General features: G+C 66.3%; 14 protein-coding genes. 4 read left to right on the top strand and 10 right to left on the bottom strand.

The genetic code is table 11. From position 1 onward, the window contains the following. Positions 1–306: 306 nt before the first annotated feature. The 3 genes from BST15_RS13420 to guaB form a co-directional block, all read right to left on the bottom strand. Positions 307–2,052 (bottom strand): GMC family oxidoreductase, encoded by a 1,746-nt coding sequence (locus tag BST15_RS13420; RefSeq protein ID WP_046189103.1) that lies wholly within the window; start codon positions 2,050–2,052, stop codon positions 307–309. Positions 2,053–2,115: 63 nt separating this feature from the next. Continuing rightward, on the bottom strand, positions 2,116–3,264 hold the full coding sequence (locus tag BST15_RS13415; protein ID WP_046189104.1) for a GuaB3 family IMP dehydrogenase-related protein: 1,149 nt from the start codon (positions 3,262–3,264) through the stop codon (positions 2,116–2,118). A gap of 83 nt (positions 3,265–3,347) precedes the next feature. After that, positions 3,348–4,976 (bottom strand): IMP dehydrogenase, encoded by a 1,629-nt coding sequence (gene guaB, locus BST15_RS13410; RefSeq protein WP_165757127.1) that lies wholly within the window; start codon positions 4,974–4,976, stop codon positions 3,348–3,350. A 109-nt stretch (positions 4,977–5,085) separates the two neighbouring features. Here guaB and BST15_RS13405 point away from each other — a divergent pair, with 109 nt between their 5' ends. Next, positions 5,086–5,490 (top strand): DUF5319 domain-containing protein, encoded by a 405-nt coding sequence (locus tag BST15_RS13405; protein WP_046189125.1) that lies wholly within the window; start codon positions 5,086–5,088, stop codon positions 5,488–5,490. Here BST15_RS13405 and BST15_RS13400 read toward each other — a convergent pair whose 3' ends face one another. Further along, a complete protein-coding gene (locus BST15_RS13400) occupies positions 5,491–6,279 on the bottom strand; it encodes a hypothetical protein (protein ID WP_046189105.1) in 789 nt (262 codons plus the stop codon). It abuts the gene before it with no gap. A 256-nt stretch (positions 6,280–6,535) separates the two neighbouring features. Here BST15_RS13400 and BST15_RS13395 point away from each other — a divergent pair, with 256 nt between their 5' ends. Next, complete coding sequence (locus tag BST15_RS13395; protein ID WP_046189106.1) at positions 6,536–6,826, top strand: WhiB family transcriptional regulator; 291 nt, start codon at positions 6,536–6,538, stop codon at positions 6,824–6,826. A gap of 282 nt (positions 6,827–7,108) precedes the next feature. Here the strand turns inward: BST15_RS13395 and BST15_RS13390 are convergent, their stop codons facing one another. From BST15_RS13390 to BST15_RS13380, 3 genes are all read right to left on the bottom strand, one after another. Then, complete coding sequence (locus BST15_RS13390; protein ID WP_046189126.1) at positions 7,109–7,390, bottom strand: hypothetical protein; 282 nt, start codon at positions 7,388–7,390, stop codon at positions 7,109–7,111. 20 nt (positions 7,391–7,410) lie between these two features. Then, positions 7,411–7,710 carry a GlsB/YeaQ/YmgE family stress response membrane protein gene (locus BST15_RS13385; RefSeq protein ID WP_046189107.1) on the bottom strand — a complete coding sequence of 100 codons (300 nt, stop codon included), beginning with the start codon at positions 7,708–7,710 and terminating at the stop codon, positions 7,411–7,413. 166 nt (positions 7,711–7,876) lie between these two features. Then, positions 7,877–8,842 (bottom strand): oxygenase MpaB family protein, encoded by a 966-nt coding sequence (locus BST15_RS13380; protein WP_046189108.1) that lies wholly within the window; start codon positions 8,840–8,842, stop codon positions 7,877–7,879. Between the two features lie 142 nt (positions 8,843–8,984). Here BST15_RS13380 and BST15_RS13375 point away from each other — a divergent pair, with 142 nt between their 5' ends. Beyond that, a complete protein-coding gene (locus tag BST15_RS13375; RefSeq protein WP_046189109.1) occupies positions 8,985–9,551 on the top strand; it encodes a TetR/AcrR family transcriptional regulator in 567 nt (188 codons plus the stop codon). A 12-nt stretch (positions 9,552–9,563) separates the two neighbouring features. On the opposite strand, the gene BST15_RS13370 is transcribed toward BST15_RS13375, so the two are convergent. Further along, a complete protein-coding gene (locus BST15_RS13370; protein ID WP_046189110.1) occupies positions 9,564–10,664 on the bottom strand; it encodes a ferritin-like domain-containing protein in 1,101 nt (366 codons plus the stop codon). A gap of 121 nt (positions 10,665–10,785) precedes the next feature. On the opposite strand from BST15_RS13370, the gene BST15_RS13365 reads away from it, so the two are divergent. Next, the gene (locus BST15_RS13365) at positions 10,786–11,328 is read left to right on the top strand and encodes an HXXEE domain-containing protein (protein ID WP_234708289.1); all 543 of its coding nucleotides are present in this window, start codon (positions 10,786–10,788) and stop codon (positions 11,326–11,328) included. Positions 11,329–11,388: 60 nt separating this feature from the next. Here BST15_RS13365 and groL read toward each other — a convergent pair whose 3' ends face one another. Then, the gene (gene groL, locus BST15_RS13360) at positions 11,389–13,011 is read right to left on the bottom strand and encodes a chaperonin GroEL (protein ID WP_046189112.1); all 1,623 of its coding nucleotides are present in this window, start codon (positions 13,009–13,011) and stop codon (positions 11,389–11,391) included. A 102-nt stretch (positions 13,012–13,113) separates the two neighbouring features. After that, entirely contained in the window at positions 13,114–13,416 is a 303-nt protein-coding gene (gene groES / locus BST15_RS13355; protein WP_046189113.1) for a co-chaperone GroES, read from the bottom strand. Positions 13,417–13,463 lie beyond the last annotated feature (47 nt).

The raw sequence follows: 13,463 nt of genomic DNA, 5'->3' as shown, positions 1-13,463 counted from the left end.
TGCCGACGGTCGCTTCCGCGCACCGATCCGCGAGTGCTGGCCGGAGTTGCTCAGGCCTTCAGCCGGTTGGGGCCAACATCCAATCGACCCGGGACTTCACCACCACCGAATGGGACGTGGGCTGAGGAGGTAGCACGTGAAAATTATTGCTGCCGAAGCTGAATGACTGTTCGCGAGACTTGCAGTCCCTCACCGAGGCGGGCGTCGAGAAAAGCACCACCGCCGTCTTCCGGCACCGTTGATGTCGACCAGTCCCGGCCCGGCGTCAATGACACCTCAAGGCGGGCAGCCACACGCTTGAACCTCTCAGCCCGCCGAATCGACGGAATCGGCGGGCTTCCAACGCAGCGCGCCGAAAGCCTGGTCCGGCACCGCCGGGTTCTTCGGCGCGATCGGCTCCAGCCGGCGGTAGGGCTCGCCTTGGGCCGGCCGCTGATCGGCCTCACCCTTGTTGGGCCACAGCGATGCGGCCCGCTCGGCCTGGGCCGTGATCGACAGGGACGGATTGACGCCGAGATTGGCCGAGACCGCCGCGCCGTCCATGACCGCCATGGTCGGGTAGCCGTACACCCGCTGGTACGGGTCGATGACGCCGCGCTCTGGACTGTCGCCGATCGCCGCTCCACCCAAGAAGTGCGCGGTGAGCGGGATGTTGAACAGCTCGCCCCAGGTGCCGCCCGCCACCCCGTCGATCTTGGCGGCGATGCGGCGGGTGACTTCGTTGCCGACCGGAATCCAGCTCGGATTGGGCTCGCCGTGCCCCTGCTTGCTGGTGTAACGGCGAAAGCCCAGCCGGCCGCGTTTGGTGAACGTGGTGATCGAGTTGTCCAGGTGCTGCATGACCAGCGCGATCACGGTGCGCTCGCTCCACCCCTTGGGGTTGAGCAGCCGCAGGATGTTTCGGGGGTCTTCGCCGGCCTGGTTCAGCAGCTGGCGCCACCGCGGAGTGTCGGTTCCTTGCGGACCGGTGCCATCAGTCATCAACGTCTGCAGCAGCCCCATGGCGTTGGAGCCCTTGCCATAGCGCACCGGCTCGACATGGGTGTCGGCGGTGGGGTGAATCGAGGAGGTGATCGCCACACCGTGCGTCAGGTCCAGGTCCGGATTGACCTTCAACGTCGCCGCACCCACGATGGATTCGGAGTTGGTGCGGGTGAGCACTCCGAGCTTGTCGGACAGCTTGGGCAGCTTGCCCTTGTCGCGCATCTTGAACAGCAACCGCTGGGTGTTGTAGGTGCCCGCGGCCAGAATCAGATACCGCGCGGTGAAGGTCTTGCGGTGTCGGCGTGCCCGCAGACCGGTCCGTACCGTCTGCACCCGCCACAGCCCGTCGCCACCCTGCTCGAAGGACGTGACGGTCGTCATCGGATGCACCTGCGCCCCGGCGGATTCGGCCAGATACAGGTAGTTCTTCACCAAGGTGTTCTTGGCGCCCCAGCGGCAGCCCGTCATGCATTCACCACATTCGATGCACCCGGTCCGGTTGGGCCCCGCCCCGCCGAAGAACGGGTCGGACACCGTCTTGCCCGGCTCCTTGGCCCCATGGGCGCCGTCGGTCCCGAAGAACACCCCGACCGGGGTGGAGACGAACGTGTCGCCGACCCCCATGTCGTCGGCGACCTGCTTGACGATGCGATCGGCGTCGGTGAACGTCGGATTCTTGACCACCCCGAGCATGCGCTGCGCCTGGTCATAGTGCGGCATCAATTCGGCACGCCAGTCGGTGATGTGCGCCCACTGCTTATCGGCGAAGAACGGCTCCGGCGGCACGTACAGCGTGTTGGCGTAGTTCAGCGAGCCCCCACCTACCCCGGCGCCGGCCAGCACCATGACGTTGTTGAGCAGATGAATGCGCTGGATCCCGTAGCAACCCAGTTTCGGCGCCCACAGGAATTCCCGCAGGTGCCAGGAGTTCTTGGCGAAATCCGCATCGGCGTATCGGCGTCCGGCTTCCAAAACGCCGACGCGATAGCCCTTCTCGGTCAGCCGCAGCGCGCTCACGCTGCCACCGAAACCCGAGCCGATGATCAGGACGTCATAGTCAGGCTCCATAACCAGCAAGTATGACCGTACTGACCGGTAACTTGCTAGATAGGCTGCCCTTACCTGGTGGGCTCAGGAGCCGACCGTCAGCCCGACCTTCTGAAACTCCTTGAGATCGCAGTAGCCGGCCTTGGCCATCGCACGGCGCAGCCCACCGACCAGGTTCAGCGAGCCGAACGGGTCGTCGGAGGGGCCCTCGAGCACTTGCGCCAGTCCGGGGCGTTCCCCGTAGGCGACCTGCATCAGCGCGCCACGCGGCAGGGAGGGATGAGCGGCGGCCGAGGGCCAGTACCAGCCATCGCCCTGCGCCTCGGCCGCGGCCGCCAGTGGCGTGCCCAGTACCACCGCGTCGGCCCCGCAGGCGATCGCCTTGGCCAGGTCACCGGAGGTGTGGATGTCGCCATCGGCCAGCACGTGCACGTAGCGCCCGCCGGTCTCGTCGAGGTACTCGCGGCGCGCCGCGGCGGCGTCGGCGATCGCGGTGGCCATCGGCACCGAGATACCCAGCACCTCATCGGAGGTGGTCACCCCGGAGGTGGAGCCGTAACCGACGATCACCCCGGCCGCGCCGGTCCGCATCAGGTGCAGGGCGGTGCGATGGTCGAGTACGCCGCCGGCCACCACCGGGATGTCCAGCTCGGAGATGAACGTCTTCAGATTGAGCGGTTCGCCGGCACCGTCGCGGTCCACGGCCACTCGCTCAGCGGAGATGATGGTGCCCTGAATCACCAGCAGGTCGACCCCGGCCGCCACCAGCGCCGGCGTCAGCGCCGCCGCGTTCTGCGGACTCACCCGCACCGCGGTGGTGACACCGGCCGCGCTGATCCGCGCCACCGCGGCACCGAGCAACTCGGGATCCAACGGGGCCGCGTGCAACTGCTGCAACAGCCGGATCGCCGCCCCGGGCTCGGGCTCTTTGGCCGCCGCCTCGGTCACCTGGGCGATCTTGGCCTCGACATCGGCGTGGCGACCGATCAGCCCTTCGCCGTTGAGGACACCGAGACCGCCGAGGCGACCCAACTCGATGGCGAACTCCGGGGAGACCAGTGCATCGGTGGGATGAGCCAGCACCGGCATCTCGAACCGGTAGGCATCCAGCTGCCACGCGGTGGACACATCTTGGGAAGAACGCGTGCGCCGGGACGGCACGATGTTGATGTCATCGAGTTCATAGGTCCGGCGGGCGGTGCGGCCCATGCCGATCTCAACCATGTCACGCATGCGGGGTCACCCTTATCTTTCAGCGAGACCGACGTTTTGCAGCAAAAGTACGAGAAGCGATCCGCAAAACGTCGGTTTCGGCGCTAACGCACGTAGTAGTTCGGTGCTTCGACGGTCATGGTGATGTCGTGCGGGTGGCTTTCCTTCAGGCCTGCGGCGGTGATCCGAACGAACTGCGCCTGCTGCAGGGCCTCAATGGTCGGCGAGCCGGTGTAGCCCATGGCCGCTCGCAGGCCGCCGGTGAGCTGGTGGATCACCGTGCTCAACGGACCCCGGAACGGCACCCGGCCCTCGATGCCCTCGGGAACCAGCTTGTCTTCGGAGAGCGCATCGTCTTGGAAGTAGCGGTCCTTGGAGTACGACTTCGCTCCCCCGCGGCCCTGCATCGCACCGAGCGAACCCATCCCGCGATAGCTCTTGAACTGCTTGCCGTTGACGAAGATCAGATCGCCGGGAGACTCGGCGGTGCCGGCCAACAGTGAGCCGAGCATGGTCGTCGACGCGCCGGCGGCCAGTGCCTTGGCGATGTCGCCGGAGTACTGCAGGCCGCCGTCGGCGATCACCGGAACGCCCACCGGCGCGCAAACGGCGACGGCCTCCATGATGGCGGTGATCTGCGGGGCACCCACCCCGGCGACCACCCGGGTGGTGCAGATCGAGCCGGGCCCCACCCCGACCTTGACGGCGTCGGCGCCGGCCTCGACCAGTGCGGCGGCTCCGCTTCGGGTGGCCACGTTGCCGCCGACCACCTCGACGCGCTCCCCCACTTCGGCTTTGAGCTTGCCGACCATGTCGAGCACCCCGCGGTTGTGGGCGTGCGCGGTGTCCACGATCAGCACGTCCACCCCGGCGTCCACCAGAGTCATGGCGCGGACCCAGGCATCGTCGCCAACGCCCACCGCGGCCCCGACCAGCAGCCGCCCATCGCTGTCCTTGGTGGCCAGCGGGTGCTGTTCGGTCTTGACGAAGTCCTTGACGGTGATCAGGCCGGTCAACTTGCCGTGACCGTCGACGATCGGCAGTTTCTCGATCTTGTGCCGGCGCAGCAGGCCCAGCGCCGCGTCCGCCGATACACCCTCCTGGGCGGTGATCAGCGGCGTCTTGGTCATCACCTCGGAGACCGGCTTGTTCTGGTCGACCTCGAAACGCATGTCCCGGTTGGTGATGATGCCGACCAGGGAGCCGTCCTTGTCCACCACCGGCAATCCGGAGATACGGAAGCGGGCGCACAGCGCGTCCACCTCGGCCAGGGTGTTCTCGGGGGTGCAGGTGACCGGATCGGTGACCATCCCAGCCTCGGACCGTTTCACGGTCTCAACCTGTCCGGCCTGCTCGGTGACGGGCAGGTTGCGGTGCAGCACGCCCATGCCGCCGGCGCGGGCCATCGCGATCGCCATGCGCGCCTCGGTGACGGTGTCCATCGCGGAGCTGACCAACGGCACCTTGAGCGTGATGTTGCGCGTCAGCCGGCTCGTGGTGTCGGCGGTGGCCGGCACCACGTCGGATGCCGCCGGAAGCAGCAGAACGTCGTCAAACGTCAGCCCCAGCATGGCGATCTTGGGGGACTGACCGTCCAGCGCTCCGCCGGCGTACACCGCGTCATCGAGCGGACCCGTGAGATAGGGGGCGCTCATCGGGCCACTGACTTCGATTTTGGACAACCAACGGCCATCTTGGGAGCCTCCACTACAAAGCCGGGGTGAGAAGTCCATCCTAATCGCGTCGCGCGGATGCTTTCGCCCGCCACCACACTTGGCCGCCGAACGAGTGTCTGCGCCCACCGCTGGCGTTCTGTCAGGGCGACTGCGTACCCTGATGGGCGTGCGTGACCACCTGCCACCCGGTTTGCCGCCCGACCCGTTCGCCGACGATCCCCATGATCCCTCGGCCGCACTGGACGCCGTCGAACCGGGCCAGCCGCTGGACCCGCAGGAGCGCAGCGCCGTCGAGGCGGACCTCGCCGACCTTGCGGTCTACGAGGCGCTGCTGGCGCACCGCGGGATTCGCGGTCTGGTCGTGTGCTGTGACGACTGCCAGCAGGACCACTACCACGACTGGGACATGCTGCGAGCCAACCTCCTGCAGCTGCTGATCGACGGCACCGTCCGCCCGCACGAGCCGGCCTACGACCCGGAGCCGGACAGCTACGTGACCTGGGACTACTGCCGCGGCTACGCCGACGCGTCACTCAACGGAGCGACCTCGGAAGCCGACGGCTACCGCTGATCAGGACCGCTGCCAGGCGCCACCGCGGTGGCGCACCAGCTCTGCGGCGTCATCACGCACTCCGCGCAGTTCGTCAGGCGTGCGGGTAGCACTACCGATGTCAGCCAACATGCACGCCAGCGCCCATCGCAACGGAATCAGACCCAGCCGTCCGGTCTCCTGGAGTGCGGCGTCGGCCACGGCGCGGGCCCGCTCGATGTTTCCCGCGCAGCACAGCGCCCCAGCCAGCACCACCTGACTTTTCACCCGGTGGCGCACCATGACGTCGTCCACCAGCTCGCATGCCTGCTCGGCGTTGCGCACCGCGGTGATCCCGTCGCCGGTGACCATCGCCAGTTCCGCGGTCACCCAGTGCCGGCGGACGGCCAGCCGCGGCGGCGCGCAGCCTGAATCTGCCGGAGCCAGCTCCAACAGGGCCGCCGACGCCGCGAAACGCCCGACCCCCAGGGCATCGGCGGCCAGCCCGACCAGCGCATCCGAACGTGCGGTGACGTCGTCACCGGCCAGCGCCAGCGCACGGCCGTCGAACCCCCGCGCCAGGTCGTGCCCACCGAGTTGGCGCAGAAACGACCCCCGGGTGCTGTAGGCCAGCGAAGCCAGCGGTCCGGCCGGAACGTCGCGCACCAACGCCGTCAGATCGGCTACGGCGGTGGCATACCGTCCCTGGCCGCCGGCCGCCACGGCGCGCAACCACCGCTGTCGGGCGGTCGTGGCCGCGGGCAGCGGCCAGCGCCCCGGATCCTTGCCGAACGCAGCCGCCGTCAGTGCGGTCTCGAGGTCTTCGATCATCGCTGCGCGACCTTACGCGGTCCCGTCGGGGCATCACCACTCCTCAGAATGCGGAATAACATCCACGTTCACGGAATGTCCACTCTTTTAGGCCAGCCTTTCTTAACGATCGCGTTGGTTTTACTTCAGATCGTTTCGTTACCGTCGCGCACGGCGCCGGAATACAGCCGGCGCTGTTTTACGCACAGCACCCAGACACCGCTCGACACGCCGCCTCACACCGATCCGGCCGAGCAGCGTTTTGAGAGGGGTTCCCATGCCACAGGTTGAGCAGTTGCCCGGCCGCAATGCGGACGTATGGGATTGGCAGCTCCGCGGAGCGTGTCGAGGGGTGGACTCGTCGGTGTTCTTCCCCCCCGACGGGGAACGCGGCCGTGCCCGCGCACAGCGTGAACAGAACGCCAAGAAATGGTGCCGCAGTTGCCCGGTGCTCGAGCAGTGCCGCACGCACGCGCTCGCGGTGGGCGAGCCCTACGGAATCTGGGGCGGCATGTCAGAAGCCGAGCGGCACGCGGCGCTGCGCTGCAATCTGCGGCCCAGCGGCTAAATTCTTCCCGGCCGGACCGCGGATTCACCCGCGGCCCGTGGGTCCCCAGAGCAGCCCCCGGTCATCCGGGGGCTGTTCGCTCCCCTGGGCCAGACCCGCCCATCCGGCCAGTTCGACAGCAAGGCCGCGTTCATACTGGCGCCGCTCGTCGGCAGCGCCGCGCAGACGCGGCGGGGGTGAAGCAATGTCATGGTCTACCTGTGCGGTGATTCCGGCCGGTACAGCACCGGGATCGCGCTCGCGATCGATGCCGGAATCACCGTCAGGTAGACCCGTACCCGATCAGCCGTGCGGCGCCTCGGAGATCTTGCTGTCCGGCGTACCCAGCGTCTTGCAATAGGTCGATACCGACAGCCTCGTCGCCGAGATCTCCAGATTCGAAGGGTCCGCCCCGCTGTGGTCCTTGAGCATCTTGGCGATCTCGTCGTCCTGCTTCTTCTGGTCCTGCTCGACGAAGTCTTTGCACCTCGTGTCCCCGCCGGTGTTGATCACCTCCGAGGCCGAGCAGCCGCTGGAGATCAGCACCCCCAACGCCATGGCCGCAAACACAACGCTCTTCTTCATCGCCATTCCTTCCGTACTCCTCACGCCTCACGCCCGAACAGGCGCAGCAGCCAGAGCAAGATGATCGCGCCCAGGACTGCGGTGAACAATGTGAACCACCAACCACCACTGGCTGTGTCGACGACGAAGCTGAGCAGGAAACCGCCGATCAACGCTCCGACGACCCCCACCACCACATCGGCAACCAAGCCGTATTTGGTCTTCATGGCGATGCCGGCGATCCAGCCGGCAATACCGCCGATCACGATATAGCCGATCCATCCGACACTGGTCAACGTCGTGGAACGGGCCAGAAATTCGGTGGCCGCCACTGCGTTCATGGTGATCTCCTTCTCAACCGCCGTCAGCGCCGTCGGTCAACGTCGCGCCGGATCCATACCCGTTTTCCGCGCCCACTAATCACACGATGGGAAACTTCCTGGCGACAGCTCAGGGAATTGAATTGATAACCAATGCAATGGATTAGGATGCGGCTAGCCCGCGACGTCAGCCGGCGTTCTCGGGCAGGCGATAGGCGAACGACTTCTCCTGGCGCTGCTTCATCTTCTGCAGGCACTGATGGTGCTTACGGGCGTGATAGGCGAGCGGGAAATAGGTGAGCCGGTCGGGCAGCACCCGATAGGCGACACGAATGCCGGTGTAGGTCCGTTTGAGTTGGCGGTCTTCCTCAGGACTCCAGGTGACGCCGAGCTTCTCCCGAAGCCGCGGGTCAAGCAGGCCCACCACCGACAGATAGTTGAAGCGCATCGCGGGGCGCAATGCCGCCTGCACCAGTGGCGCCAGCACTGTGGGCACGGCCGGGGGCAGCTCGGCCTTTCCCGACCGCAGGTCCGCGATCAGTTGCAGCGCCTGCGGAGTGCCTCGCAAGGTGTTGATCATCTGCTCGTAGTAGGCGGCCATCTCCTGCTGAGACTCGGGGTACCCCCGCATGGGTACGTGCAGCAGGCGGGCCAGCCGACGGTTGTCGCGGAGCAGTTCGTCTTTCTCCGAGGTGGTGAACTCGCGACCGATCATCAGCGGGCCCGCTTGGGCGTTGATGATGTAGCCGGTGGCGATCACCCACTGATAGGCCTCCGGGTTCAAGGCGCTGATCTGCTTGCCGGTTTCGGCGCTGTGCATGGTGATCGGCTTGTGTAGGGCGCGCACCCGATCACCTTCTGCTCTAGCCTCGGTCCCCCCATAGGTCCAGCGCAGCACCGAGTCCACCGAACGGATCGCCCGGCCGCCGGGGTCACCGTGGAAAGCCGCGGAGTAGCGACCAGTGACCTCGGCGATGACCGGGTGCATGGCCTGCATCATGAATGCCGCGCCCTCAAGAATGAGGAAAGTCCACCGTCCGGTGTGCTCGGCCATCAGCGATTCGGGCGGGATGAGCTCGATCCGCTCGAGGTCTTCGATCGCCGCGACGTCGTCGGCCTGCTGGGCGGCCTCGATATCGGGTGTGGAAGTCATCGCCCATCCTGTCTTCGATGTGGTCGAGCCGACGCTAATCTGCACGTACGGTCGCATACAAGTCGCGTTAGGAAGTTGGATGAACGCCTATAACCCCAGTTCACGGCGTCGTAAGTCGCCCCAACAGGCCCGCTCCCGCGAGATGGTCGCGAAAATCGTGACGTCCACCGCATGGCTGCTGCACCGGCACCCGCCCGAGCAGATCACCACCAACCTGATCGCCGAGACCGCAGACATCAGCAAGGGATCGATCTACCAGTACTTCGAGAACAAGGACCAGATCATCGATGCCGCGGTGGAGCGGCTGGCCGCCGAGCAGGCGCCCGCGATCGAGGACATGCTCCGCGCGGTCACGTTAGACCGGCCGGCCTCGGCCATGGAGGCGTCGATCGACATCCTCATCGACTACACGATCGCCAACCGGCGGCTGATCCGCTATCTGGCCCAGCGGCCCGATCACCTGCGTACGTTCGACAACATCTCTGGACTCAACGCCACCCTGTTGGCGATGACGACCCTGCACATGAGTCATTACCGCAGCCACTACCGCGACGAACTGAGCCCGAACGCGCTGGCGTGGTTGTTCTTCAACATGGCCGTGGCGACCACCATGCGCTACATCGAGTCCGACGACCCGATCTCCCTCGATGAGCTGCGGGCCGGGCTGAAGTTCGCCTCCACGGGACTGCTGGCGACGCATCGCTCCTGACGGCGGTCCATCTCAGCCGGCGCCCGTGGCGATCACCTCGCTGACCTCAACCGCCCGCTCGGCCATCTCGGCGTGCGCCCGGTCCAGGGCTTCGGCCTGGTCCTCGTCCGCCTTCATCAGTGCGTCGATGTTGAATCCGGCCATGTCGAGCACACCCATCTCCCGGAACGCCTTCTGCACCTTGGGTCCCCACAGTCCGATGTCCTTGACGATCGGCACGATCCGGCTGAACAGGTGTGAGCGGAACTGCGTCATCAACGGTGATGCGTCGACCCACTGCGCACACTCGGTGACGTTCAGGCCGAGGGTCTCGAAGACCTCTTCACCCCGGAATCGATCGCGCATCAGGTAGCAGGCGTCCACGACGAACTCTTCGCGCTCGTCGCGCTCTGCCTCGGTCAGCGCAGAGTAGTAGTCCTTCAAGGAGATTCGACCGAACGCGACGTGGCGTGCTTCGTCCTGCATGACGTAGGCCAAGATCTGCTTGGCCAGCGAACCCTCTGCCGACACGTCACGCAGTACGCCGAACGCGGCGAGCGCAAGCCCCTCGATGAGGACTTGCATACCCAGATAGGGCATGTCCCAACGAGAGTCACGCAGCGTGTCACCCAATAGCGCGGTCAGGTGCTGGTTCACCGGGTAGACCATCTCGGCCTTGTCCTGCAAGAACCGTGAGAACGCCTCGACATGGCGGGCCTCGTCCATGGTTTGGGTGGCCGCGTAGAACTTCGCATCCAGATCCGGAACGACCTCGACGATCTTGGCCGCGCACACCATCGCCCCCTGCTCACCGTGCAGAAACTGCGAGAACTGCCAGGACTGATGGTGCTGACGCATCTCGGCGCGACGCTTGCCGTCTGCGGCGTCCCACATCGGGCTGCCGAACAGGGGATGAAAGTCGTCAGGGAGCCCGAGCGGATTCATCGGGTCGACATCTTGATCCCAGTCAATGCGCAACTGGGCATCCCACTGCTTGTCCTTGCCCTTCTGATACAGCGACAGGAGCCGGGCCCGCCCCTCGTCGTACTCCCAGGTGAAGCACGCATCGCCGGCACTGGGGACCTGCCAGGAGTCGGATGCGGGCACCTGCGTGTATTTGTCTTTGGTGGTCATGCGCTGCCGCCTTTACCGGGTCAGACCAGTGGCAATATGACCCGTATCACACTGCGCCGCCCGCGGCGGCGCGTCAAGCACGCCGGGCCGGAAACCTCCCCCGCGGAACGTGCCGTGGGTGATGATCGTCGGCATGACCGGCGACGACGTACACCCGCACCAAGGGGCGGCACAGCCCCCCGCGACGGTGACCCTGCCCCGCTTCCGCAACGTCATCTGGCTGATGCCCGCGGTCTACCTGCTGCACATCGTCGAGGAATACCTCGGCGGATTTGCCGCCTGGGTCACCCACGATGTGCACGGCCGCTTCGACAACGTCGCGTTCGCGTTCAACAACCTCGCCTTCATGGCGATCCTGCTGACCCTGGTCTCGGTGAACTACCAGCGGTACACGCAGGTCCGCAGCGTTGCCCTGGTGGTCTTCGCCAGCGCAAACCTGTTCTGGGACGCGCTGTTTCACCTGGGCATGACGCCGATCCTGAATCGGTACTCGCCCGGCCTGATCACGGCCATGCTGCTCTACTACCCGATCTGCCTGCTGATCGGCGCGGTGATCATCAAGGAGAAGATCCTGAGCCCTCGCCGGTTCGGCCTGGCCCTGACGGGCGGGCTGGCAGTGTTCGCCTTCGTCGTCTGGTACGGGCTGTTTCACTTCGCCACCTGATCCAGATACGCAATCACCCCCGGGCCCAACAGGACCGGGGGTGATTGCGTCTCGAACTACTTAGTGGGCATGACCGTGATGCCCGTGGCCGGCGTGTTCGTCGACCTCGACGGGCTTGTCGACCACGGCGGCTTCGGTGGTGAGAATCATCCTCGCCACCGAGGCGGCGTTGAGCACCGCTGAGCGAGTCACCTTGACCGGGTCGATCACGCCGTCGCCGGCCAGATCGCCGTAGGCCAGCGTGGCGGCGTTGAAACCCTGTCCAGCCGGCAGCTCGGCCACCTTGCTGGTCACCACCGCACCGTCGACGCCGGCGTTGGTGGCGATCCAGTACAGCGGTGCGCTCAGCGCGGCGGAGAACACCTCCACACCCAGCTTCTCGTCACCGGTCAGCGTCGAGGTCAGTGCCGACAGCGCCGCACGGGCCTGCACCAACGCGGTGCCACCACCGGTGACGATGCCCTCCTCGACCGCGGCCTTGGCCGCGGCCACCGCGTCCTCGACCCGGTGCTTGCGCTCCTTGAGGGCGGTCTCGGTGGCCGCACCCACCTTGATCACGGCTACGCCGCCGGCCAGCTTGGCCAGCCGCTCCTCGAGCTTTTCACGGTCCCAGTCCGAATCGGTCGCCTCGATCTCGGAGCGCAGCTGCTTGACCCGCCCGGCGATGGCCTCGGCACTGCCGGCACCGTCGATGATCACGGTGTCGTCCTTGCTGACCACGACCCGTCGTGCGGTACCGAGCACGTCCAGCCCGGACTCGCGCAGCGTCAGGCCGACATCGGGGTTGATCACCTGAGCGCCGGTGACCACCGCGAGGTCATCCAGGAACGCCTTGCGCCGGTCACCGAAGTAGGGCGCCTTGACCGCAACGGCCTTGAGCGTCTTACGAATCGCGTTGACCACCAGGGTGGACAGCGGTTCGCCCTCGACGTCCTCAGCGATGATCAGCAGCGGCTTGCCTGCCTCGACGACCTTCTCCAGCAGCGGCAGCAGGTCGGGCAGTGAGCTGATCTTGTCGCGGTGCAGCAGGATCAGCGCGTCGTCCAGGACGGCCTCTTGGGAGTCGAAGTCGGTGACGAAATACGCCGACAGGAAGCCCTTGTCGAAGCCGACCCCGTCGGTGATCTCCAGTTCGGTGGACAGCGTCGAGGACTCCTCCACACTGACCACGCCGTCGCTGCCGACCTTGGTCATCGCCTCGCCGACCAGCTCGCCGATCTCCTCGTCGCGCGAGGACACGGTGGCGACCTGCGCGATGGACTCCTTGCCGGAGACCGGGGTGGCCGCGTCCAGCAATGCCTGTGACACCGCGTCGGCGGCCTTGGCGATACCGGTGCCCAGTGCGATCGGGTTGGCGCCGGCCGCGACGTTGCGCAGCCCGCCGGAGATGATGGCCTGGGCCAGCACGGTGGCGGTGGTGGTGCCGTCGCCGGCCACGTCGTTGGTCTTGGTGGCCACCGACTTCACCAGCTGGGCCCCAAGGTTCTCGAACGGGTCTTCGAGGTCCACCTCGCGGGCCACGGTGACGCCGTCCATGGTGACCGTCGGACCGCCGAAGGACTTGGCCAGCACCACGGTGCGACCGCGCGGGCCCAGCGTCACCCGGACGGCGTCGGCGAGCTTGTTCACGCCGGCTTCCATCGCCCGGCGCGCGGCCTCGTTGAACTCAATCTGCTTGCTCATAGCTGTTCGGTTCTTTCCTCTACGCGTGCCGCCCCGGACATCACCCGTATTACGGGGATCTCCGGGGCGGTCACGGTGGTTGCTTTGTGGCTACTTGCCGGCCTACTTGCTTACAACGGCCAGCACGTCGCGCGCGGACAGGATCAGGTATTCCTGGCCGCCGTACTTGATCTCGGTGCCGCCGTACTTGCTGTACACGACAACGTCACCCTCGGCGACGTCCAGCGGGATCCGCTTGCTGCCGCTCTCGTCCCACCGGCCGGGGCCGACGGCAACGACGGTGCCTTCCTGCGGCTTCTCCTTGGCGGTGTCCGGAATGACCAGACCCGAAGCGGTCGTGGTCTCGGCCTCGTTGGCCTGAACGAGGATCTTGTCCTCGAGTGGCTTGATGTTCACGCTCGCCACGATTGGAGCCCTCCACATTGTCTGGATGCGACCCGGCATAGGCCGAG

Origin of the sequence: Mycolicibacter arupensis (assembly GCF_002086515.1) — a bacterium.
GTDB lineage: Bacteria > Actinomycetota > Actinomycetes > Mycobacteriales > Mycobacteriaceae > Mycobacterium > Mycobacterium arupense.
Note: the sequence above shows the minus strand (reverse complement) of the source record. Positions and strands in the feature narration are given on the sequence as shown.